Genomic DNA, 23477 nt, shown 5'->3' with positions numbered 1-23477 from the left:
TTGAAATAATAGGGGGTTATCGGGTCAGGGTAAACGGTGACTATGATGTCAGGCAACGAATAAAAATATGCCTAAGACGCTTTAGAAGAATTTTGTAGCCATAATATACAGTCGTGCTTATGTTTGGTTATTAAAAAGGATAGTCCTGACTCTTGTTCGTCTGAATTAGCTTGGGAAACCAATAAGGATAAGCTTATAAGTGTCTTTAACCATACGTTTGATGGCATATAATGCCCTAAATGATGCTCGTTTACTAGTATGTCTTTCTCTACTAATGAGTCGATAAATGTCATAAATAAAGACAAGTCATAAGGCTGCTTTAATGGATTAATATCTGTTATAGCGTTTATTTTGTTTTTAGAGGTTATGGCTTTGATGGTTGATGTATTAGCAATAAGCTCAAGATTTTGGCTTTCTATGGTTTTCATTTTACGTTTGTCAACGGGCGCTGTAGCCGACGTACCATTTAGTAATAAGTGCTTTATCTTTTGTAGATTTTTCGCGTAGTGCTGGCGAGTCTCGAGCTGTGAAGTATTAGACTGAGAAGAGTTGGAGTCAGTATTTACAGTATTATCTGTCTGACTAAGAGTATGGTTAGGAATCTTAGTCAATAAAAAATAGCTATCACTTTCTAAATTAAGAGCTTCATGAGCAGCTTTATTAGAAAAAAATAACAAGGTTCCCGCTTCGGTTGGTATCGTATTATCGAGCGCAGTTTCATATAGCGACGACTCCAACCATGCTTCATAAATTTGGCAGTCTACATTCATCAGTAAACAAGTTTTAGGGACAGCCGCTTTAGCGAGTGTAATAAGATGTTCATCGATAAAGTCGAGCGGCTGATAGGATTCATCGTCAGCAAAAATCATAGTGATCGCCAGTAACGATTCTGCTATACCATAATCGGCTAACTGCTGTTTGATAAAACGTAGCAGAAAATCAGTGTCAGCGAGGCTTGGTATACACAAATAAATAGACAGCTGAGATAGGGTTTGGGCAGGCAAGTCATTACGTGATTCTTCATCATTCGTTTCACTGCTGTTATTACTGTTATTAGCACCTGCGATATAATGCGGCTGCCAATCAGGATGAATATGAATGGCTGAATTTGGCTCATCATCATCTTGTTCAAGATAAGCGAAATGTTGGGCGAGTAGCGAGAGGAAATCATTGCTCAGTAGCAGCTGCTCACTAACCAAGGCACACAAACGCAAGGTCAACTCATCTGAAGATTGCGGTCGCTCTTCCTCATCGTCGTAGGTATCTGATTCGTCATAACTGGCATAATTGTCGGCATCGGCATCGGCATCGGCATCGACTTCAAGCTCATGGCTGGCAAAATTACTGCTATCTTGATAATGATATAAAGGATATTGCTCAGTTATCACACTCTCTATAGGTTTGACTAGAATCGGTAAACCATCGAAGTCAGATAAGTCTTCACTTAAGACAGTAAGGTCGTCCTTGTTGTCTACTATCTCAGACCAACTACTTCCCTCCGGTATGCAAATACTAGCATTGATAAACAATTGATAGGATTCTATAGGCTCTTTTTCTATTTCTTTGTCAGTGATAAGCGTTATTTCAGTTTTTCTATTGTCCAAGTTTTTTCGATGTCGTCTAATTATCAATATAAAACCAAACAAAGATGCTGGCAGAATGATAAACCAAAGCAATAGCCTAGGGGTAGTAAGCTGTAAGGTATTGTCTTTAAAATACATCCAAGTCATTAGTAAGTAAACAAGAAGCACAACGCTAGAGGTATATATTGCATAGCTTAATAGTTTTCTGGAATGCACTTACGATACCTCTGGTCGAACAAATAGATGAGAGGCAGTTTATGATATTTTACTCACTATGGCTACTATATTTATCTACTTTGGTTTGTTTTTATTTTTGACATATGGTTTCTAGTCAGTTTTTAAGCATATTATAAAATACTATAATTAAGTCTGGTTATTTTAGGAAAAACCATGTTTTTAGCTATATAATAGCGAGCAGTTTTGCTGGAAATAAGCAGTCAATAATGGATATTAGGTATGTTTTTCTGCTTATTGCGTGTTTTAAGAGTCTGATGTAGTGATGTATTTAATCTTATGATCTATCTGATAACCACGATATTTACGCTTATTTCTATTGTAGTGATAGTCATGCTATTTGATCGTCAGCTATATGGTCGTGTTTATCAAAAAGCTGATAACGCTTTTCAGTACTTATGGATGCTAAAAGCCAGATACTTTGTACTCAAGCCCCAAGTAATAACTAATATTAGACCTAAGATTGAGCTTAGATTTTTGAATATTAAATCATCGAACATGAAAGTATTGAATGTCAGTGCGGCGGTAATACCAACTTTATCCATCTTAGTCATCGTAGCAACGACAGTGCTTTGTTATTTCCTAGTGACGCATAACTCCCTTGAGGTTTATCGCACTCAAAGTGATGCACCAACCACCGCCAACGCACAAATCAATCAATTATTAATCGGGGAGCAGCTGCGCCCACCGCCATCACCACCAGCAGAGCTGTTTGCTGAGCTTGAAGCGGAGATTGCCAGTTATCAAGCTACTCAAATGGAAGCAGGCTATTGGCCTGAAACGGCAAGTGATGCATCGTCAACGAGACCGCTTATGTTACCTGAGCCTGATCTATCGGATTTAAGTGTTCAAGATCATACTACTGGCTACTCAGGCGATATATTGGCCTCACATATCACAAACGGTCATATTAATATCAAGAATGCTGACCGTAATTGGAATAAAATGAATTCTGAATTCGTTCAGCGAATGTTGACTGTTTATAAGGTTATGAGTGAACAATATGGCTATGATATGGTGTTGCTAGAGGGGTATCGTAGTCCTGGTCGACAAGCAAAATTATTGAAGCAAGGGTCGCACGTGACGAAGGCAGGCTCTTATAAGAGTTACCATCAGTTTGGTCTAGCAGGAGATAGTGCTTTTATTCGAAACGGTAAGATTGTCATTACCGAAAAAGATCCATGGGCGATGCAGGGCTATAAGTTATATGGTAAAGTGGCAAAATCGGCAGGGCTAGTATGGGGTGGTGACTGGCGCATGATGGATTTAGGGCATGTTGAGCTACGTAAACCTGGGGTGCTCGGTCGCCCTCAAATGGCTGAGATTTTAACCAGCCAATAATGGCTATCAATGATTATTATAATTTTATATATGGGCAATTGTATGGTAGATTTTTCATTGAAAGCAATATCTTTTTGTCTATTAAGTATAGGGTTGGTTGGTTGCGGTAGTGATGGAATGAGTCAATTAAACCAAACATTAAAACCTAATCAGCCAACTGCATTAGTAGACAATTATCAATCTGATAAGCAGCTTTATGAGGGAAGTATAGGTAAGAAAATTGTCGATGTTAATGCGAACATGAGCACTAATACTGATTTAGAAAAGCTTAAAGCTCAACTTGAGCAGCAGCAGCAACAGCTCAGTGCGATGAATGCAGAACAGCAAGCGTTACAAACGCAGTTAAAACGTCAAACTATTAGCTTACAGATACTTCCGAGCGCCGATGCAAATGCGGGTCGTCAAAAGCAAGGCACCGCCAGTATTGCTCATATCGCCTTCTTAGAAGATGAGAGCCAGTTTTCAGAACTGCTAGAGATGGCGACTAAAGAGGTGAGTGTCATTCCCAGTCGTCAAACAGCGCTGAAACTGAATGTTCCGCACGAGGCGCGCTTTATTGCTATTAAAGTGGGGCTAAGATACACCAAGAAGCGCTCACAGCTATTGATTCCTATCAGTAGTATCGACTTTGAAAAGCCGTTAACCTTGAATGTAGGTGCATGTGATGTGAATATCAAAGAAGGCATCATCCCAGAATTGGCACCCATTTTTGCTATTAAACTTAAATATTATCAACAGCCACTGGTTGGTTGCGCGTAGGAGATGGTCTTGAGTAAAAACAGAGTATTATGGGGCGAAGGTTTATTTTTAAGACCTCAGCATTTTCAGATTCAAGACACTTATCATAACTCGCAGCGCGCGCTCAGTATGGTGCTCGTGCATCCTTACGCTTATGGTATCGCTGATGTGCAAATCGATAGCCAGCTTCTAGAAAGTAATATCTTAAGCTTTGAAAGCATCTATGCAGTCTTGCCCGATGGCACGATATATCAAGCACCGCGTACGGATGCGCTGCCTAAAGCGGTGAGGTTGGATAGCCAAGATAACGGCGATGAGGTGTATGTATTTTTAAGTCTAGAGATTGTTCAGGGTAGTGGCAGTAATATACAGACAGAGCATAGCGATAATCCCGCCCGTTATATAAGAGATAGTATCGAATCCCATGATTTATATACTCAGGGTGCAGAAGCCGTTATTGATATTCTAAAGCTATCACCAAGCGTGCAATTGAGCCATACAGCGCAAGTACCAAGTCAAGATACGCTTTCTATCTTGATTGCTAAGCTGACGCGCAGTACGCAAGGTATCTATCAGTTAGATGAAGACTATATAGTGCCTAGCGTCCATATTATGAGCAATTCTGCGCTACTCAATCAGCTCTATCGCTTGATGACGATGATTAATACTAAGTCAAGCTCGCTCTATGATCACCATCGCCAGTCTAATAATGATTTGTTAGAATTTCGTTCATCGGATATCGCATCTTTTTGGTTATTACATACTTTAAATACGGCTTATTCACAATTGAGTCATTTATACAATAATGCGAAATTACACCCAGAACGGCTGTATGAAGCACTCCTAAATGTTGCCAGTCAATTGGCGACTTTCAGCTCATTATATAAGGTAGGCGACTTACCGCATTATCACCATAATAATATCAATGATTCGTTTACCAGTATCATTGGCATCATCCGTGAGCTACTCAATACCGTTATTGCCAGTAATTTTATCTCCATTCCTTTACGTCAAAACAAACACTCATACTACATGGGCGACCTGAGCAGTGACAAAATCACGCGTAACTCGCAGCTATATTTATCTGTTAGCTCATCGCTACCAATGCATGAGTTGATAGATTTGGTGCCAAGACGCTTTAAAATTGCGACGCCAGATGCTGTGGAGAAACGTGTCCTATCTGCGCTACCGGGCTCGCCGATTTCACATGTCTCGCAAGTGCCAAGTGCTATTCCTGTCAGACCGGGCTTTAGTTATTTCACTATTGAGCCAGTAGGCGAGCTGTATGACGAGATGATTAGATCTGAATCCATCTGTATTTATGTACCAAATGGTTTTGATGATTTAAAAATTGAGTTGATGGCTATCGTACAGTAGTTTTTTTAGGCATTTTTAAATGGTTTTGAAGTCGCTTTTTTTAAATGATTTTTTTAAGCGGACTTTAAAAATAATATGTATTAGGAACAATCATGTTCGGGAATAATTCAATGGGTTCAGCACCTTCTTTGTTAGATTCAGGCGAAGTTGCCTCAAAAGTTTCAACCGCAGGACTTAATAGACGTATCAGCAGTCAGTCGCTGGTTGATACTATGTATGATGGTTTTTACTTGGTGTTTTTATTACGCAATCATTATTTCAGCACTGAACCTCGCCATTTTCGTCAAAAAATCTATGATTTTTTAGACAAGTTTGAAATGAACGCTCGTAAAAAAGGCTTTTTATCAGAAGACATCCATGAAGCAAAGTACGCGTATTGTGCGTTGATTGATGAAACCATCATGACGTCACAAGAGTCAGAATTTCAGACTCTAAAAGATGCATGGGAGCTAAATCCTCTGCAGTTAGATTTGTTTGGCTCACAAATCGCTGGTAATGAGTTTTTTGAGCGCTTAGATGGACTGCGCGAACAAGGAGAGAAGCGTTTAGCGGCATTAGAAGTTTATCACTATGCGATGTTGCTAGGATTTCAAGGAAAGTATCGCCTAGAGGCCCCTGAAAAGATTCGCTATCTTATCTCACGCTTGGGCGATGAAATCGAACACTTACGTGGTAATAAAAACGAATTTTCGCCGTTTTGGGCAATTCCTGATCAAATTAAGCATAAGCTCACCAGTGAAACGCCGCTTTGGGTGATTCTTGCAGTGATGGCAGTGTTACTAAGTGTGATATTTGCAACCATGTGGCACTTTACCAATAGCTTTGCAGATAATCAGCTGTCAGCATATAACCATGTTATTCAAGAAAATAAAGAGCAGGCCCATATCTCAATCTTCTTACCCTAAAGCTTGTCCTCATTTAGATGATTATTTAGATAACTATTGATTGATTTGAGGATGTGCCCTCATTATTAGCAATTGTTATCTTTAGATAATAAGTCACTTACAAAAACAACAGCCATAAAAAAACCCCCATCAAAGTGATGAGGGTCTTGGCAAATGCCATAATCGAATCAAAGATGACTCAAAAAATTTACTACTAAAATATGGCTCTCCAACCTGGGCTCGAACCAGGGACACACGGATTAACAGTCCGTTGCTCTACCAACTGAGCTATTGGAGAATAAGCGGTAAGTGTTTAATGGCTTACTGCGAGCTTAGAAAGTTTCTAACGAGTTCTTGCTAAGTGGGGCGTATTCTAGCAAAGATAAAAAATACGTCAAGCTTTTTTTGCATATTTAGCAAATATTGTTCTTTTACTTGCTAGATAAGTCCTTTTACAAGGGTTTTAGCTAAAAATTGTCAATTGAGATATCAATAAAATCTATATGCCTATAAATAAAGTAACAAGCCAATACTATGCTGAATCATTAACTTTTCATAAATAATATCCTCTAATATGCATTTATTTGCGATTTATCCGAGGCTACTGTATAACGGACATTCAAAATAGATAGGTCTCTGATAACGGTAAGGAATATTATGTCGCAATACAATACCAGCTCCACTGCCAAAAGCGCCCCTTTAAACCATGAATTGTATATGTCGGTACTGATGACGCCAGATATGGCAAACTTTATAGGCAATGTGCATGGTGGTGATTTGCTCAAGATGCTCGATCAAGTCGCTTATGCTTGCGCGAGTCGCTATAGTGGTAGTTACGTTGTGACGCTATCGGTCGATCAAGTGATGTTTCGTGAGCCTATTTATGTCGGTGAGCTGGTTACCTTTGCAGCAAGTGTCAACTATGTCGGTAGAACTTCCATGGAAGTGGGTATCCGTGTGGAAGCAGAAGACGTGCGCGCCCGTACGATTCGCCATACCAATAGCTGCTATTTTACCATGGTGGCGATTGATGATAACGGTAAGCCAACGCCGGTCCCTGCGCTTGAGATTAAAAATGAGATGCAGCAATGTCGTTTTGATGCCGGCTTAGCGCGTAAAAACTTGCGTATGGAAGTCTCGCATCGTCCTAGCTGCGATATTAATAAGATGATTGGCGATAATTCAGATAGTAAGAGCTAAACTCTAATCACATGACAGATAAACCATGTCATCGAAAAAGCGTGGCTGGCAAGCTTTCTTAGCATCCCCATATCTAGTAGGGCGTTCGTAAAATGGGACACTCCCAAACCTTTAAAGCTATTAAGACCATCAATACTTAAACAAAGTCTCACGAAAACCTTACTGACCAAGGTTAGGTTTTTGGTTAAATTTAATGGTAAACAAGGCAGGTAAATAAACAGGTACAACCATTCATACTTATGATTCGACTGTTTTATTTGACTGCTTTAACCCATTACATAGACCATTGACCGAGACTCACATGAGTTCAAAACCTGCAAAGTCATCAGAATCCCATTCTACAGAGCTATCAACACCGCAAGCTGGTCGTGCGCGCGGTGTTGATGGTGCGCCCTTTGATGCTACAAATACTTCCTCTAACCCTGCAACCAATGCTGATAAAAAGGAGGATGAAAAAAAATCTTCCTCATTACTCACTGTGCTGATTGCGGTTGGGGCAAATCTGATTATTGCGATTGCTAAAACGGTTGCGGCATTCATGACTGGTTCAGCTTCTATGATAGCGGAGTCGGCGCATTCGTGGGCAGATGCAGGTAATGGCACGTTGCTGATTGTGGCCGAGAAAAAAGCGGTTAAGCCTGCCGATAGGAGCCATCCATTAGGCTATGGTAAAGAGGCGTATGTGTGGTCGATGATTGCTGCCTTTGGCGTTTTTATGGCAGGTTCTATTGTCTCCATTTATACCGGTATTACCGAATGGAACGCGCCCGAGACCGAAACCAACTATACCATCGGCTTTATTATCTTAGCAGTGGCTTTTGTGCTAGAAGGATTCTCGCTGACGCAAGCTTATTTGCAAAGTAAAAAGCATGGCGAGGCCATCAATGTCAGCGCCCTTGGTTATGTTGTTGATACCTCAAACCCAACGTTGCGCGGTGTCTTCTTTGAGGATTTAGCCGCGGTTATTGGCTTGGTGGTCGCTGCGGCGGCGATGGGTATGCATGCGTATACGGGACAGCCGTTTTGGGATGCGCTTGGGTCGATTGTGGTTGGTATCTTATTGGGTATGGTCGCCATCTTTTTAATCAATCGTAATCGCGACTTTTTGGTTGGCTATAAAGTCTCAGAAACAATGCATGACTACATATTAACTGAGCTATTAAATCATCCTGATATCGATAGTGTCTCTTATTTACACTTAGAATGGGTTGGACCCAAAAAAATATTTATGGTCGCCGCAGTAGACATCGCCGGTAACCAAAAAGAGCAGCAAATCGCACAAAAATTTGAAGATATTGAAAATCAGTTCCGTGCCAAGCCGCTATTTCAAGAAGCTATTATAACGTTGTCAGTGCCTAATGCTGAGATTTTACGCTTACCAAATAGCTGATACTGTTTAAAGCGTTCATTTGCTCACTGAACATTAATAACTGAAAACTGCTAGCCATACTACTTAAAACTATAATAATGAGAGCTTAATATGAAACGTTTTAATAACGCTACGATAAAAAAATCACGCCAGCGTACTACCATTATAAATCCGTTACTTAGCTTGGTTGTGGTAACGCTTATGTCAGCTCCTATCGCAAATGCCAATGCAGAATTGATTATCCATAGCGAGCCCAATACAGTTAATAAGGACGTCAATAAGATTGCCAATCAGCATAATAATAAACAAGCACCGACCGATGTATCTATCATTAAGCTGATGCAGGTGATGCATATTGACGAGCAAATCCAATCTATCGTCAACGGCCAACAGGCGGCTATCGATGCCATCAATATACAAACGCAAAATCAGGTTCAAAAGGGCAGCCAGCAGATAAATGATAAGTCGTTAAACAAGCGTCAACGTCAGCTACAAGAGGAAATCCAAAGTGTTTTAGGTCAATATGCGAAGATTATGAGTAATGGAATAGGCGATGCGACAGACGCACAAACCTTGACCCAAGCTTATATCAGCGCAGCGAAGACTTACTATACGCAAGCGGAAGTTGATGCCCAAATTAAATTTTACGACACTGAAATGGGTCAAAGTATCCTTGCCAAGCAACCACAAATTACCGCTGCCTTTTTACAGCAATCATTGCCTGAAGATACCAGTGCAACCGAAGCACAACTAGGCGAGCTGTTGCCGCAAATGAAGCAGATTATTAAAGGTGTTTTTTAAACCTGTTATTTTAAAATCTGAGTTAAACGTACCGCTTTTATATCAAATGACTGTATAAAACTGGCACACATAAAAAAGGTCACTCTCAAAGTGACCTTTCTATTTCTATAACTTATTATAATATTTCATTTTTCTATAAAATGCTTATTTCTTTGGCGCATTGGCACCGATAAACCAAGCGTCTTTATCGACAATACGGCTAACTTCAGTCAATAAGTCGGCGGTATCCTCATCGCCCGCATCGCTAGCAACATCAATCCCTTCGCGCAATGAAGCGGCAATGGTTTTATAGCGGTTGGTAAGCTCGCGCACATGCTCATCCACTGCTGTAATATCAGTCGGGTAAGTCTCTAAAATAGAGTCCTCAACGACACGCTTAGAGATACCATTGGCTTTACCACCAAGGATAACAATGCGTTCAGCAACCGTATCATAAGCTTCTGTTAAGCGCTCATAAGTGTCATCTAATAGCTGATGCACCCCGATAAAGCCAGTACCTTGCAAGTTCCAATGGCACTGTTTGCTATCCATACTTAGGTCAATCAAATTTGCCAAGTTGGCATTCAATAAATCGACCATTTTTTTAGCTGTTTTATCATCGATACCACTTGCGTAACGTTCTCTCATATTTTTCTCCATTGTATTATTTTACTGAATTTATATCGTTAGTAGATAAGCTGTTAATGAATAAATTGTTATTAATGTTTTTCTAAATGGCTATTCATTAAATGCTGACTAGCCAAATCAATATTTACTAATCGTATTGCTGCTTATATGCTGCTACTTACTTAATTCACTACCGATGATAGCAGCTTAAATTCTCTATAGAACCCTTGCGCGTTAGGCTTTATTGAGTGGTCGTGTAATGAGTTTGTTAATCGTGAAAAGCTTTGTAAATTTAGCCGTCGCTCTGTGCGTTTTTTATAAATAAAGCATACTTATAGTGCAGGCAGTATTCTAGAAATACTCAGCTTAATGCTTCTGTCTTGGATGTTATTTGCTTATTTACACTGGGCTGACTTGACTCTTCACTTTGGCTTTTAGATAGCATGACCGTTAAAGGATAAACCCAGATATTATCCTTTAAAAACTGTAGTTTAGCCCCCATATTGTTATAAACCTAAGCTCTTATAAGCTTTTATAAAAATCAGGAAGAAAACCATTATGCGAATGCCTGAACCGCGCTCGTCGCGTCAGTTAAACCAATTGGCCACTCAGCTCCAGGGCGAAGCTGAAATTAGTGGTGTCAATGCGTCTGGGACGCAAATATCGAGCCGCGCTTTTGAGATGGTCACCGAATTTGAGCCAGCAGGCGACCAACCGCAAGCGATTAAAAAGTTAGTCAAAGGTATCAATTCTGGCATGGATGAGCAGCTATTACTCGGTGTGACGGGTTCTGGTAAGACGTATACCATGGCAAAGGTCATCTCGGAATGCCAACGTCCAACCATTATTATGGCGCACAATAAAACGCTTGCCGCGCAGCTTTATGGTGAGTTTAAAGCGTTCTTTCCGAACAATGCGGTCGAGTATTTTGTCAGCTATTATGACTATTATCAGCCAGAAGCTTATGTCGCCGCTAGTGATACCTTTATCGAAAAAGACAGCGCCATTAACGACCATATTGACCAAATGCGTCTGTCAGCCACGCGTGCTTTATTAGAGCGTCGTGATGCGATTATCGTCGCGTCGGTATCGTGCATCTATGGCTTGGGTGATCCGGAAAGTTATCTAAAAATGCTCTTGCATGTCGTCGTTGGCGATAAAATCGACCGTACTGCTACGATTAAGCGCTTGGTTGAAATGCAATATACGCGCAACGAGCTGGACTTTGGGCGTGGTACGTATCGCTTGCGCGGTGAGTTACTCGATATCTATCCTGCTGAGTCTGAGCAGCTGGCGGTACGTGTGCATTTATTTGATGATGAAGTGGAGAAAATCACTTGGTTTGACCCTTTAACGGGAAAAACTGTGCGTAGTGTGCCGCGTATTACCATTTATCCAAAATCGCATTATGTGACCCCACGTAATAAACTAGAAGCGGCGAGCCATACGATTCGCGCGGAGCTTGAGCCGCGTCTTGAGTATTTCCGTGAAAATAATAAATTGGTTGAAGCGCAGCGTCTGAAAGAGCGTACCCAGTACGATCTTGAGATGATTCAGCAGCTTGGCTACTGTAACGGTATCGAAAACTATTCGCAGCATCTCTCTGGTCGTCCATCGGGAGAAGCGCCGCCGACGTTGTTTGATTATATTCCAGAAGATGCGTTGTTATTCCTCGATGAGTCGCATGTGACGGTATCGCAAATCGGTGCGATGTATAAAGGTGATAGGTCGCGTAAAGAAAACCTTGTCAATTACGGCTTTCGTTTACCAAGTGCGATGAATAACCGCCCGATGAAGTTTGAAGAGTGGGAACGTATTAAGCCAAAGACTATTTATGTCAGTGCCACGCCGGCACAATATGAGCTTGAGCATAGCGAGCAGGTGGTTGAGCAAGTCGTGCGTCCAACCGGTTTGATTGACCCTGAGATTGAGATTCGTCCGGTATTGACCCAAGTTGATGATGTGCTATCAGAGATTACCAAACGCCGTGAAAAAGACGAGCGCGTATTGATTACCACTTTGACCAAGCGTATGTCAGAGGATTTGACCAGTTATCTAAAAGAGTACGATGTCAAAGTCGCGTATTTGCACTCGGATATTGATACGGTTGAGCGTATGCAGATTATTCATGAGCTGCGTACTGGTGTGCATGATGTGCTGGTTGGTATTAACCTCTTGCGTGAAGGGCTTGATATGCCAGAGGTGTCGTTAGTGGCGATATTCGATGCGGATAAAGAAGGCTTTTTGCGTTCTGAGCGTGCGCTGATTCAGACTATCGGTCGTGCTGCGCGTCATATTAATGGCAAGGCTATTCTCTACGCTGATCGCATCACACCCAGTATGGAGCGTGCGATTGAAGAAACCGACCGTCGCCGCGAAAAACAAGTCGCCTTTAACCTTGAGCATAACATTACGCCAAAAGGCGCGCGCCGTAGTATCACCGATAAAATTGATACGGGCGAAGATCAGAATGCCAATGACAATCAGGTGATTCCTATCAAGAGTAATCTGCCTGATGTTGATATCAGTATTTTACGTAGTCCTGATTTGCTCGCCAAAGAAATTAAGCGTTTAGAGAAGCAGATGCAGCAAATGTCACGGGATTTAAAATTTGAAGAAGCGGCAAAAACGCGTGATAAAGTGCTCGAATTAAAGGCGCATTTGATTTAGATGGTAAGGTTTAGAATATAAAAATAATAGGGCGGGTTAACGGATAGTTAGCTCGCCTTATTTTTGGATGATGAAAAGGAAACTAAAAAATTGGATACTAAAAGAATATTTGTATTGGGTAATGGCTTTGATTTAGCACATTATCTACCAACTGCTTATGTGCATTTCATGGATGCTATGATGGCTGTCGAATCTTGCAAAGAAGAAAAAGAGCTTGGGTTTGATGATTTATTTCAGAAATATATCGCAGGTGAATGTTCCGATAGAGACGAGAAGTTTTTTAGCAAGACTAAGGAATTGTATAAAACAGGTGACTTGAGGTTATCAATTGATACTGTGAAGGATTTGCAAATAAAGTTAAAAAATAACGGTTGGTTTCAGCATTTTAAGCATCATTTGAGCGATGTAGATACGTGGATTGATTTTGAGAATGAGATAGAAAGTTTACTAGTGAAAACATGTGATTTATTTGAAATGAGTTTTGATGATAGAACCATCGGGTATTTTTCAGATAGATTCCAAATATCTCTTCCGAATACGAGTAATAGTCGTAATTTGACTATAAAACATACAGATGTACTAGCCAGCAATTATCGCCAAGTGAATCAAGTATTTTTTGATAATTTTAAATTACAAAAGATGTTTATACAAAATACGCTAATTAATTTTCAGCTTATATCTAATATGTATTATAAAGCTGAAGATGTACATAATCCGAATGGTTTCGGAGCAAGCACTATTCAATATAATGAAGTTCTTGAAGAAGAATTTGAAGGTCTGCAAGAACGTGATTTATCATACGATAGAAGAGTTGCTAAAAAATCGTTTAGAAATGTTATAGATACAAATTTTTTAAAAAAGTACTCAGATAAATATTTAGAGTTTGAAGGTAATAAAGTATTGAGACAAATCCTGAGTCATTTAGATGGCTTTAATGACGTTTTTAAAATGTATATTAGGCTAGTAGTAAATAAGCTTAAGCCAATAAGTGAGTTCATAAGGTTTGGTGACTTGAATGAAAATTTACAAGCAATATTTACTTTCAATTACTCTAACTCATTTGAACGTTTGTATCCCGATGTTAAATTATTGAGCATCGATAAGGTTCAATATGTTCACGGTAGTACTAACAGTCGTAAGATTGTATTAGGTATAAGTGATTTGGACGATGAGCGCCTTAGAAAATATAAAGTATACGGGTTTGTCAAAACTCATCAAAAGTTAATTAATGATACTGACTATCAGTTCCTTGACCATGAAGACCTAAATATCAAGCGTGTACTAGGTCAGTCCCTAAATGATATGCCTTATGAAATTATCTTTTGGGGTCACTCTTTAGCTGATTCAGATGCAGAGTATATCAAAGCGGTTTTTGAGATGAATACTGATGAAAAGTCACCCAATGTGAAATTAAAAGTTTGGTGTTTCCAAAATGATCCTCATGAACCGTTAGCTAACTTGATTCACATTGTTTCTAAGGAAGTTGTAGAGCGTTGGATGAAAAAACGCTGGCTAGTATTTGAAGCCGCACCTGATATTTATGCAGAGAATAAAAAAGCTGAATGATCATAGATTGAGTGCATTATCTTGTAACTTACGTCTTATATTTTAGAGGTATATATTAGGACTAAAAGAAAGAGCTTTACCCATTAAAATTGATAACGAATAATTTGCCGTTAGATAACTTGTAATTATACCAAATGCCACTTAAGATGATATTAAGCAGCTGCATGCGCTTTATTACTCACGGACGACTTAGGCGGACTATCTATCATGCATACCAGTACCCATAATAAAACCAATGAAATTAAAACTAATGAATTACTCAGATTAGACTTCAATGAAAACTCCTTAGGCATGTCAGACTCTGCCAAAGCAGCCATCCTCAGTGCTTTAGATGGCGCTGCTCGTTATCCCGATAAGCCGCGCGCTCAACTGCTGAGCAAAGTAGCCGAAATCAACGGCGTACCTGAAAAGCAGGTCTTATTGGGCAATGGTTCAATCGAGAGTATCAGGGCTGTCGTGCAAATGCTGTATGACAAAGCCTTAAAGACAGATAAAGGATTTCAGCTAGTCATTCCAGACCCAACCTTTGGCTGTGCAGAGTTGTATGCACACTCTCTAGGCGTGCCAGTGGTCAAAGTACCATTAACTCGCGATAACTATGATTTAGATTTCGACAACCTACAAAAAGCTGCGGCTGAATTTGACGGTATGAGCCTGTTTTATCTGTGCAATCCTAACAATCCAACGGCCATCATTACCGCGACGCATACGCTCAAAGCTTGGATAAAAAATGCGCCAAAAAACCACTATTTCTTATTGGATGAAGCCTACTTTGGGTATGTCACAGACCCAAGTTTTGAGAGTGGCGTTGAGTGGATAAAGCAAGGGCTATCAGATAATTTGATTGTCGTTCGTACCTTCTCAAAGCTATTTGGCCTTGCAGGTTTGCGCGTTGGCTACGCGATTGGACATCCGCAGATTATTGCAGAGATTGGGTCTTTAATGTCTACGGATAATATCAATGTATCAGGTGCGGTTGCTGCAATCGCAACGCTCGAAGATGAGGCGTTTTTGGCGCACAGTTTGCAAACCACCAATCAAGCAAGGCAAATGATGGAGACGGCGCTCGATGAGCTAGGACTGCGTTATTTGCCCTCGCAGACCAATTTTATGTTTTATGAAGTAAAGGGTGATGTGCAAACATACATAGATAGAATGAAAGAGCATGGCATCGCGGTCGGTCGTGAGTTTCCTTCTATTCCAGGTTTCAACCGTATTACCCTTGGGACACCCGAAGAGATGACGGTCGTTATTGACACGTTGCAATTATTTCGGAAGCAAGGCTGGGTCTGAATAAGCTAAATCGTATGTTTTAATTCACCAAAAAGGAAAGCGGCTTAGACGGCAGCTTTCCTTTTTTATTTTTCTAATTTTATTTTTTCTAATGAATTTTATATCCTGTCGCTAAAATGAGCAGCATTTTTTACCAACAGCAAACGCAGCTTTACATATCCGGTCTTAAAAAATAGCACTACCTCTTATAGTCTAAGTAAACAAAGCATGACCTATTAGCCAATTGGCTAAAAGACCAGTAACTAAAAGCCAATTAACTAATAACTAAAGGCTGGTGAAAGTTAAAAACTAGGTCTGCTAATGGATACTTCATCATAATTATAATTTTGTAAATGCTAGGGATATAGAAATGTTCGATATAAAAGCGTTGTTAAAGCGCGAGGTAGAAAAAAAGCTTATTGATGTAGATGATTATATATTTATGCCTGAGCGCATAGAGATGGCACTCGAAGGGGGTAAATTAAACTGTGTGTTAAATAGTGATGGTCGCGTTGATATTTTTTATACTAAGCAAGGGGTGACGGAAGTTAGTTCAGCGGCGCGCAAGCACCCTTATACGCCGTTTGAAAAGGAGTTAAGTCATGGGATATACGATGACATTATTCGTGATTTGGTTAAAGCGGTGAATAAAGTCCTAGACGGAAAATCCAAATACTTTCATCATAGAGTGTTGCCTATAAAGACGCCGCAACTGCCAACGTCAACGTCAACCATTATTAAAGAGGATAGCGCCTTTTAATTTAGTGGCTGTTTAACGGCTATTTAGAATTATGGCTTTATAAAGAATAAATAAAATATATTCAGTTAGGCTTTTATAAAAAGGGCGCGTTATATGCATATAACGCGCCCTTTTTATTGGGAATTTTCTTTATTAGGTATTTTTTTAGTACACGCACTTACTATGAGCCATTATTATTTTAAATAGCAGATTGCTCTCGCTTCTATTTTAACCAGCGCTTAGCGAGGCTGATTTTTTCATCGCCATAGAGGTGTCTTTACTGGCTAAAGCAGCCGTTTTAGTAATAGGGTGCGATTGACCACCTTCAACTAAATGATTGCTACTTGCTTGGGTTACCAGCCCTTTGGCATAACGACAGCGGTCATCACGCTTTTTTAACGTCTCGGTATAATACCATTCGCATTGCAAAGCCTGCTCATTGATGTCCAATAACATATAACCATGGTCGGTTTGGTTATTGAATTTTTGATGTGGATTTTCTTCTACTCCTGCGCCACTTTCTGGAAAGGCTAAAGAGGTCAGGGCAGGGCAGACAAATTCGACCGCAATGGAGCCTTTGCCAGTCGCTGGATTGTAGCTATTGGCATCAAAAGGATTTTGACAGACATCAAACGCAAATGAGGCATGATAGTCACCGGTTAAGACCACCGTATTATCGATGGCATTTTCTTCGATAAAGTCTAATAAACGCGTCCGCGCGCTGGCATAGCCATTCCAAATATCGCCAGAATTGGTCGCAGAAGAACCTTTAAAAGGCGCTAAAATGACTTGCTGTCCAAGGATTTGCCACGTTGCTTGCCGGCGTTTGCCCTCCAGCATCTTTAAATATAGCCAGTTTTCTTGCTCAAGCCCTAGCAGTTGACGTTCAGGCTCATTACTGGCTGTCGCATCAAGCTTTTCACGGCCAAATATGCGCGTATCTAGCATATTTAAATCAAACAATTTGCCAAACTCGAAACGTCTATAGATGCGTAATTGGCTGTCTAATTCGTTACTACTGTCGTCGCGAATGGGCATCCACTCATGATAGGCACGTACGGCGGACATTTTACGTTCTAGGTAACTGCCTTTGCTATCGGTGTGGAAGCGTGCGCCACCTTTCCATGAGTTATCTGCTATCTCATGATCATCCCAAACAGCGATAAACGGATGCTGGCGATGACATTCTTGTAAATCAATATCGGTACGGTAGCAGGCATAGCGGCGGCGATAATCCTCTAAGCTAATGATTTCGTTTTTAGGGAACAGCGGGCGTTCTTCTTTTAATTCGTTATCGCGATAAAAGCCTTCTGGGTACTCATAGATATAATCGCCTAAATGTATAACGGCAGATATGTCGGCTTGCTTGGCGATATTGGCATAGCCGTTAAAGTAACCAAAACCATAGTTCGAGCAGGAAACCACTGCCAAGCGTACGCGATCGACTTCGCTCGCTGGCAGGTCTGGGTGCGGTATGGTACGTGTACGACCGATAGGAGAGAGATAGCCCAATGCTTCAAAGCCGTAGTAATAAGTGGTATTGGGTTTGAGATTCTTAGGGTCAACTTTTACGGTAAAATCAGATGCGGCGCTGGCTTTTGCTCGCCCTTGAGCGACGATGTTTTTAAGCGCTGGGTCTGTTGCAATCGTATAAGCAACAGGAATGCTGGAGGCCTCGATACTGCCGTCGTTGGTAATCCGTGTCCACAGTATCACGCGATCATGTAGCGGGTCGCCACTGGCAATACCATGCACGAAAGGAGCTGCCCCTTGATAGCCTAAGTCGTCTAAATCATCAAGCTGATTTGGCGGCTTGACGTTATCGTCATCTGACGAACAAGCGCTCAGCTGCGTCAGTACCGTTCCGGCTACTGTTACCTGACCACCCAGTTTTATAAATGCACGTCTTTTCATGAGTCATCCTTGATATAAATTACAGATAAATTCCATTTATCCTTAATGATACTAAATAATCTATATGAATAGGCTGGGTTAAGCAATCGCTAACCCAGCCTATTTCGTTAAAATAAACGCTCGCAATCGGTAACTTTATCAGTTACTTATTTGACGATGCTACCGTAGCAACTTTGCAGCGATTTTGCCACTACTCTAGCGACCAGCTGTGTGCGATAGCTGGCATCTATTGCAGCATTGCCAAGCTCGACGATAGTCACTTGCTGCGGTGCTTGCTCACTGACGCAGCCACAAACTCTCCCTTTTACTTCTTCCTCTTGGGCGTCAGTCATCGCCACACTCGCAATGCGCCACGCGTTTTGTTTTTCAATTTGGCTACGGCATTGATTGTCAATGGCGGCTTTAAAGACATTCATACCAATCTCGTTTGCCGTGCCAATTGCCGTACCGGCATTAGAATTGACATCGGTTGTGGCACAGCCAGCTAGCGCAAATGTGGCCAGCATCATGGTTGAAGTAAGTAATTTTTTCATAAATTTTCCTATAAGGTTGTTCAGTATTATTGGCGGTCGTATGCTCTAAGCGCTATTTTTAGCTGCTTATTGTAGTGCGTAGCTATAGAGCGAATACAGCGTTTGCACTGTAGCATAATAGAGATGGATTTCGCCTTCAAAAAATTGAATGTTTAATAAAAAATATTGTCTAATTTAGGTGTCGTTATTCTGCTAAAGAGTGGTTATATAAGCGGCATTAACGAAGTAAATAAATGGCTAGCAGTAGCGTTATAAGAAAAGTGCTATTGATATATTTTTTAATAAAATATGATGTTAATAAAAATAGCTTGGCGCATTTTTATGAAGAGCAGCGCGGATAAAGGTTTACAACCCCGTCAAAATTTGTTTAAATCATTTATAATATGAAACTTAGTATCGCATAGCGAAACTATAGATATGGTTTCGGCTGTTTATATATAGTTAAAATACTTTGAAAACGGTACAGTGCTGCTGGGGTTAATTATGCGCAGTCTCTGTTAGCGTAGACACAGCACGCAAGTAAAATTTATACCAGCAGCACGTGACAAAAAACGTTTCAGTTGTGTTTAAGATTAACCATAGCTTTGGTATAGCTTAGATTTGGATTGTTATTTGGATTGCAACTTGTGACATATTGCTTAGCTCATTAAATATAGAGAACCATATAACTGACTGTTTTTTGAACATAAGCACTCGCATCCATTAAAACATCGTAGCAATATATGACATGCCATGTTTTAATTGAGGAGACCCTAGGTTATGGAACGCTTAACTCCTGAGTTTATAGCGAAGGTCAGTGTCATAGACTGAGGTTGGTAGTCAACAAGAATGAGTTGCTACTACAGCTTTGTATTTAAGAACCATGTATTTAAGAATCGTGTATTTAAGAACCATGTATTTAAGAACTTTGCATTCAAGTTTTTTTATAAACCCATTTTGCTTTATTTTATCAAGGAAGAAAATAATGAAGTCTATTTATAAGATGCCTCTATTAGCCGCCATGGTTGCAGCCAGTATGACTCTGGTTGCTTGTTCAGACAAAGCGCCTGCTGATAATGCGGCCACTGACAGTGCTGCTACCGACACTTCTACAGATACTGCCGCCACAGCAAGTGACAAGCTCGAAACCAAATTCGTCACCATTGCTACAGGGGGCGCCTCCGGTCCTTATAATATTATTGGAACGTCTTTAGCAGAGATTTATGCCAAAACCTTTGGTGTTAACGCCAAAACCCAAACGACAGGGGCGTCAGTAGAAAACGTCAATCTATTGACCCAAGGTAAAGTAGATATGGTGCTGGCGCTTAGTGATGTTGTCACTGATGCGGTAGAAGGTAAAAATGACTTTAAGGCAGCGCCTATCACCAATATCCAGCAAATTGCCGTGCTTTATCCTAACGTCATTCAAGTGGTTGCCTCAGAGAAGTCTGGTATTAAAAATATTGAAGATTTAAAAGGTAAGCGTATTGCAGTTGGCGATCAAGGCTCTGGTACAGAGGTCAATGCTCGCACCCTGTTAGAAGGTTTTGGTATCACTTATGATGATGTCAAAGTCGACTATTTAGGCTTTGCCGATGCAGCCGATGCGATGAAAGCGGGTAAAATTGAAGCGGCGTTTTTTAGTAGTGGCTTACCGAACTCTTCATTATTAGAGCTAGAGCAAGGTATCAAATTGCAGCTGGTCACCATCAATCAAGATAAGCTCAAAAAAATTATCGAAACCAAGCCTTACTTTAAGACTTTTGAGATTCCTGCCGGTACCTATGGTAATGCTGCTGCTATTCCAACCACAGCCGTCATGAATGCCTTATTGGTGCGCTCTGATATCTCTGAAGATGATGGCTATAAGTTGACCAAAGCGTTATTCGAAAACTTAGAGGGCTTGAAAAACGCTCACCAAGCGGCGAATGATATCAGTTTAGAGACCGCTCAAGTCGGTATGGTAGCTCCTATTCATCCTGGTGCCAAAAAATACTATGATGAGCAAGCAGCCAAATAAACCTTTATGGTGGATAGCTGGCGCAGCAGCAATGGCTGCGCTGGTTTTATTGATACTATGGGCGGTTTTTAGCCGCCAATCTGTCATTGAAATACGGGTAGCGGGCGATACTAAAGCCGATAGCTTGCTATGTTATTTTGTTGAGCCTGACTTTCAATTACGCTGGATTCATTCAGTAGAAAAGCAGTGGTGGGAAGAGCAGTATCTTCGTGAAGAGGAGGGTTTACTACTAACCAATACCTATTTTCAAGCATTTGGTGCCGGTACGCCGTCTATCGAAAACGTTGCTCCTATCAAAAAGGATGGCTACGTCGGCTATCAAATTAACCAAAGGTTTCCCCATCTTAATTGGGTGGTATCAAGATTAACGCAGGGTGAAATTGATTATGCCGGTCAGCGTATTTTGATTCACCAATGGGTACCAGATTATTCAGAAGTAACTATTACGCCCAAGGCTTATAGTCTAATCGATAGATTTAATAAGGATTTTTGTCATGAACTCCCAAGTGATGGATCACAATAGCGGGGCTCCTATTTATAACGATGATGCAAATTCTAACGATGATGTGAATGCTAATGAAAATGCGATATTGGCACAGCAGACAAATGCGCATGTAGAGACTGAAGATTACGACGACGTTGATCCTAGTGTGACGCAAGCGATATTAGAAAAATATGATCGCGAGTCTATCACGCGTCATATTACCCAAGGTCCGGTGAAGTATATTATCGCTACCATTTGCATCTTATATTCCCTTTTTCATTTATATATTACCTTTAACCCCATGCCGTCACTATTGCAGCGCTCCGTGCATGTGGGCGTTGGCTTTGCGTTGATTTTTTTAATCTTTCCTGCCAGCAAAAAAAGCAGTCGTAAGCGGGTAGCATGGTATGACTGGATTTGGTTTCTGTTGTCTTTATCTGGCATGACCTACCTGATATACGAGTACCAAGATATTGTCACCAGTCGCGGCGGCATGGCAAATTCGGTCGATGTGATATTTTCTATTATCACCGTCATCTGCGTCCTTGAGGGCAGTCGGCGTATTACTGGCTGGATATTGCCCATACTGGCCTCTATATTTTTGCTATATCCCTTTGTCAGTCATCTGGACTTTATGCCTGATCGGCTACTCACTCGCCCTTATGATATGGGCGATATTTTTGGTCAATTATTCCTAAAAACAGAAGGGCTGTATTCGGTCGCAATCGGCGCCTCAGTCACATTTATCTTTTTATTCATCCTCTTTGGCGCTTTTCTAGCGCGTTCTGGCATGGGTCAGCTGTTTAATGATTTGGCATTGGCGCTGGCAGGCGATAAAAAAGGCGGTCCTGCTAAAGTGGCTGTCATTTCAAGCGGCTTTATGGGCAGTATCAATGGTTCAGCCTTATCAAACGTCGTTAGTACCGGCGCGTTTACCATCCCCTTGATGAAAAAGGTTGGCTACCATAAGGATTTTGCGGGCGCTGTAGAAGCAAGTGCGTCGGTTGGTGGTCAGATATTACCGCCAATTATGGGTGCAAGTGCCTTTATTATGGCCGAGACCACAGGTCTACCGTATAGCACCATTGCTTTGGCAGCATTATTACCTGCTATCTTGTATTATCTAGGCGTTATCGCGCAGGTACATTTTCGTGCCGGTCGCCGAGACTTAAAAGGCATGGCAAAAGAAAGTTTGCCACAGGTAAAAGAGGTATTAAAAGCGCGCGGTCATATGTTATTGCCGATTGTATTTTTGATTTATTTATTAATACAAAATGTGCCGGTAGGCTATGCCGCTGCCTATACCATTGGCTTTACGGTTGTCATCAGTATGCTACGTAAAGAAACACGCATGGGCTTTAAGGATATTTTAGGTGCGCTAGAAGACGGCGCCCGTCAGTCGCTAGCGGTGATGGCTGCTTGTGCGGTCGTAGGTATTATTATTGGGGTGGTCAGCTTAACCAGCTTTGGTACGGTAATGACTTCTTCGATTGTCACTTTAGGGGCAGGGTCATTATTGCTGACCTTAATTTTGACCATGCTAGCGTCGATGGTCTTGGGTATGGGATTGCCATCGATTCCTGCATATATTATTACTGCAACCATGGCGGCGCCAGCATTAGCAGGGTTTGATGTGCCTATTTTAGCCGCGCATATGTTTGTGTTTTACTTTGGGGTGTTTGCCAATATTACCCCGCCGGTTTGTTTGGCTGCTTTTGCTGGGGCTGGTATTTCGGGCGGCGATCCGATGAAAACAGGTTACTTATCATTAAAGCTGGCGTTAGCAGGTTTTATCGTCCCGTTTATGTTTATTTATAATCCTGCGATGTTGATGATTGACCCGACAGGTCTTGCGGTCACGGCGAAAGAGTTCCCATTGCCACCGGTCATGGATATTGCGATTGCCGTTGTGACGTCGGTCGTTGGTGTGATTGGGCTTAGTGCGGCGTTAGAGGGTTATTTTAAAGGAAGTATGAATTCAATCACGCGTATCATTCTGACCATTGGCGCTTTACTGCTGATTTATCCTGGGCTTATCACAGGTTTGATAGGGGGTGTCATCATCCTTGGTATCGCGTTATTAAATATAAAAACCAGTAAGACGCCCGTGTTACCTCTAAACGTTTAACCTTATTTAGAGCGATAGTTTAGAGGCATAAAAAAGGGC

18 protein-coding genes and 1 tRNA gene are annotated in these 23477 nt (G+C 41.1%); 14 read left to right on the top strand and 5 right to left on the bottom strand.

What is annotated here, in order from left to right; all coding sequences use genetic code 11:
• Positions 1-71: 71 nt before the first annotated feature.
• Positions 72-1604, bottom strand: a complete 1533-nt coding sequence (locus tag B3Q63_RS07605; RefSeq protein WP_296175444.1) for a hypothetical protein — start codon at positions 1602-1604, stop codon at positions 72-74.
• A gap of 711 nt (positions 1605-2315) precedes the next feature.
• Between B3Q63_RS07605 and B3Q63_RS07600 the strand changes: the two genes are divergently transcribed.
• The 4 genes from B3Q63_RS07600 (at position 2316) to icmH (ending at position 6178) form a co-directional block, all read left to right on the top strand.
• Complete coding sequence (locus B3Q63_RS07600; RefSeq protein WP_296175442.1) at positions 2316-3158, top strand: M15 family metallopeptidase; 843 nt, start codon at positions 2316-2318, stop codon at positions 3156-3158.
• 117 nt (positions 3159-3275) lie between these two features.
• Positions 3276-3917, top strand: coding sequence for a hypothetical protein (locus B3Q63_RS07595; protein ID WP_296175440.1), 642 nt, complete (start codon positions 3276-3278; stop codon positions 3915-3917).
• Positions 3918-3926: 9 nt separating this feature from the next.
• The gene (gene tssK, locus B3Q63_RS07590) at positions 3927-5273 is read left to right on the top strand and encodes a type VI secretion system baseplate subunit TssK (protein WP_296175439.1); all 1347 of its coding nucleotides are present in this window, start codon (positions 3927-3929) and stop codon (positions 5271-5273) included.
• A gap of 92 nt (positions 5274-5365) precedes the next feature.
• Positions 5366-6178: a type IVB secretion system protein IcmH/DotU gene (gene icmH, locus B3Q63_RS07585; RefSeq protein ID WP_296175437.1), complete on the top strand. Its 813-nt coding sequence runs from the start codon at positions 5366-5368 to the stop codon at positions 6176-6178.
• A 201-nt stretch (positions 6179-6379) separates the two neighbouring features.
• On the opposite strand, the gene B3Q63_RS07580 is transcribed toward icmH, so the two are convergent.
• A tRNA-Asn gene (locus B3Q63_RS07580) sits at positions 6380-6455 on the bottom strand.
• A gap of 359 nt (positions 6456-6814) precedes the next feature.
• On the opposite strand from B3Q63_RS07580, the gene B3Q63_RS07575 reads away from it, so the two are divergent.
• The 3 genes from B3Q63_RS07575 (at position 6815) to B3Q63_RS07565 (ending at position 9527) form a co-directional block, all read left to right on the top strand.
• The gene (locus B3Q63_RS07575; protein ID WP_201562794.1) at positions 6815-7357 is read left to right on the top strand and encodes an acyl-CoA thioesterase; all 543 of its coding nucleotides are present in this window, start codon (positions 6815-6817) and stop codon (positions 7355-7357) included.
• Between the two features lie 301 nt (positions 7358-7658).
• Positions 7659-8747 carry a cation diffusion facilitator family transporter gene (locus B3Q63_RS07570; RefSeq protein WP_296175434.1) on the top strand — a complete coding sequence of 363 codons (1089 nt, stop codon included), beginning with the start codon at positions 7659-7661 and terminating at the stop codon, positions 8745-8747.
• Positions 8748-8837: 90 nt separating this feature from the next.
• Positions 8838-9527, top strand: coding sequence for a DUF2059 domain-containing protein (locus B3Q63_RS07565; RefSeq protein WP_296175432.1), 690 nt, complete (start codon positions 8838-8840; stop codon positions 9525-9527).
• 144 nt (positions 9528-9671) lie between these two features.
• Here B3Q63_RS07565 and dps read toward each other — a convergent pair whose 3' ends face one another.
• Positions 9672-10154 carry a DNA starvation/stationary phase protection protein Dps gene (dps, locus tag B3Q63_RS07560; RefSeq protein ID WP_193031191.1) on the bottom strand — a complete coding sequence of 161 codons (483 nt, stop codon included), beginning with the start codon at positions 10152-10154 and terminating at the stop codon, positions 9672-9674.
• A 537-nt stretch (positions 10155-10691) separates the two neighbouring features.
• Between dps and uvrB the strand changes: the two genes are divergently transcribed.
• The 4 genes from uvrB (at position 10692) to B3Q63_RS07540 (ending at position 16401) form a co-directional block, all read left to right on the top strand.
• Positions 10692-12803, top strand: a complete 2112-nt coding sequence (gene uvrB / locus B3Q63_RS07555) for an excinuclease ABC subunit UvrB (RefSeq protein ID WP_296175428.1) — start codon at positions 10692-10694, stop codon at positions 12801-12803.
• 90 nt (positions 12804-12893) lie between these two features.
• On the top strand, positions 12894-14369 hold the full coding sequence (locus tag B3Q63_RS07550; protein ID WP_296175426.1) for an AbiH family protein: 1476 nt from the start codon (positions 12894-12896) through the stop codon (positions 14367-14369).
• Positions 14370-14576: 207 nt separating this feature from the next.
• Positions 14577-15662 (top strand): pyridoxal phosphate-dependent aminotransferase, encoded by a 1086-nt coding sequence (locus B3Q63_RS07545; RefSeq protein ID WP_296175424.1) that lies wholly within the window; start codon positions 14577-14579, stop codon positions 15660-15662.
• 349 nt (positions 15663-16011) lie between these two features.
• Positions 16012-16401 carry a hypothetical protein gene (locus tag B3Q63_RS07540; protein ID WP_296175423.1) on the top strand — a complete coding sequence of 130 codons (390 nt, stop codon included), beginning with the start codon at positions 16012-16014 and terminating at the stop codon, positions 16399-16401.
• Positions 16402-16608: 207 nt separating this feature from the next.
• On the opposite strand, the gene B3Q63_RS07535 is transcribed toward B3Q63_RS07540, so the two are convergent.
• The gene (locus tag B3Q63_RS07535; RefSeq protein WP_296175421.1) at positions 16609-18294 is read right to left on the bottom strand and encodes an alkaline phosphatase D family protein; all 1686 of its coding nucleotides are present in this window, start codon (positions 18292-18294) and stop codon (positions 16609-16611) included.
• Positions 18295-18440: 146 nt separating this feature from the next.
• A complete protein-coding gene (locus tag B3Q63_RS07530) occupies positions 18441-18827 on the bottom strand; it encodes a hypothetical protein (protein WP_201563005.1) in 387 nt (128 codons plus the stop codon).
• Positions 18828-19791: 964 nt separating this feature from the next.
• On the opposite strand from B3Q63_RS07530, the gene B3Q63_RS07525 reads away from it, so the two are divergent.
• The 3 genes from B3Q63_RS07525 to B3Q63_RS07515 are packed head-to-tail and all read left to right on the top strand — an operon-like array spanning position 19792 to position 23438.
• Positions 19792-20826 (top strand): TAXI family TRAP transporter solute-binding subunit, encoded by a 1035-nt coding sequence (locus tag B3Q63_RS07525; RefSeq protein ID WP_296175419.1) that lies wholly within the window; start codon positions 19792-19794, stop codon positions 20824-20826.
• Entirely contained in the window at positions 20807-21349 is a 543-nt protein-coding gene (locus tag B3Q63_RS07520) for a DUF1850 domain-containing protein (RefSeq protein ID WP_296175417.1), read from the top strand. The genes B3Q63_RS07525 and B3Q63_RS07520 overlap by 20 nt, the downstream gene beginning before the upstream one ends.
• A complete protein-coding gene (locus B3Q63_RS07515) occupies positions 21321-23438 on the top strand; it encodes a TRAP transporter permease (protein ID WP_296175415.1) in 2118 nt (705 codons plus the stop codon). Before B3Q63_RS07520 ends, B3Q63_RS07515 begins: the two co-directional genes overlap by 29 nt.
• Positions 23439-23477: the final 39 nt, after the last annotated feature.

Origin of the sequence: Psychrobacter sp. UBA2769, from assembly GCF_002352555.1 — a bacterium.
Lineage (GTDB): Bacteria > Pseudomonadota > Gammaproteobacteria > Pseudomonadales > Moraxellaceae > Psychrobacter > Psychrobacter maritimus.
Note: the sequence above shows the minus strand (reverse complement) of the source record. Positions and strands in the feature narration are given on the sequence as shown.

Coding starts and splice junctions, on each gene's coding strand:
- B3Q63_RS07600 (WP_296175442.1), top strand. CDS start 2,316: ATGAAAGTATTGAATGTCAGTGCGGCGGTAATACCAACTTTATCCATC.
- B3Q63_RS07595 (WP_296175440.1), top strand. CDS start 3,276: ATGAGTCAATTAAACCAAACATTAAAACCTAATCAGCCAACTGCATTA.
- icmH (WP_296175437.1), top strand. CDS start 5,366: ATGTTCGGGAATAATTCAATGGGTTCAGCACCTTCTTTGTTAGATTCA.
- B3Q63_RS07575 (WP_201562794.1), top strand. CDS start 6,815: ATGTCGCAATACAATACCAGCTCCACTGCCAAAAGCGCCCCTTTAAAC.
- B3Q63_RS07570 (WP_296175434.1), top strand. CDS start 7,659: ATGAGTTCAAAACCTGCAAAGTCATCAGAATCCCATTCTACAGAGCTA.
- B3Q63_RS07565 (WP_296175432.1), top strand. CDS start 8,838: ATGAAACGTTTTAATAACGCTACGATAAAAAAATCACGCCAGCGTACT.
- dps (WP_193031191.1), bottom strand. CDS start 10,154: ATGAGAGAACGTTACGCAAGTGGTATCGATGATAAAACAGCTAAAAAA.
- uvrB (WP_296175428.1), top strand. CDS start 10,692: ATGCGAATGCCTGAACCGCGCTCGTCGCGTCAGTTAAACCAATTGGCC.
- B3Q63_RS07545 (WP_296175424.1), top strand. CDS start 14,577: ATGCATACCAGTACCCATAATAAAACCAATGAAATTAAAACTAATGAA.
- B3Q63_RS07540 (WP_296175423.1), top strand. CDS start 16,012: ATGTTCGATATAAAAGCGTTGTTAAAGCGCGAGGTAGAAAAAAAGCTT.
- B3Q63_RS07535 (WP_296175421.1), bottom strand. CDS start 18,294: ATGAAAAGACGTGCATTTATAAAACTGGGTGGTCAGGTAACAGTAGCC.
- B3Q63_RS07530 (WP_201563005.1), bottom strand. CDS start 18,827: ATGAAAAAATTACTTACTTCAACCATGATGCTGGCCACATTTGCGCTA.
- B3Q63_RS07525 (WP_296175419.1), top strand. CDS start 19,792: ATGAAGTCTATTTATAAGATGCCTCTATTAGCCGCCATGGTTGCAGCC.
- B3Q63_RS07520 (WP_296175417.1), top strand. CDS start 20,807: ATGAGCAAGCAGCCAAATAAACCTTTATGGTGGATAGCTGGCGCAGCA.
- B3Q63_RS07515 (WP_296175415.1), top strand. CDS start 21,321: ATGAACTCCCAAGTGATGGATCACAATAGCGGGGCTCCTATTTATAAC.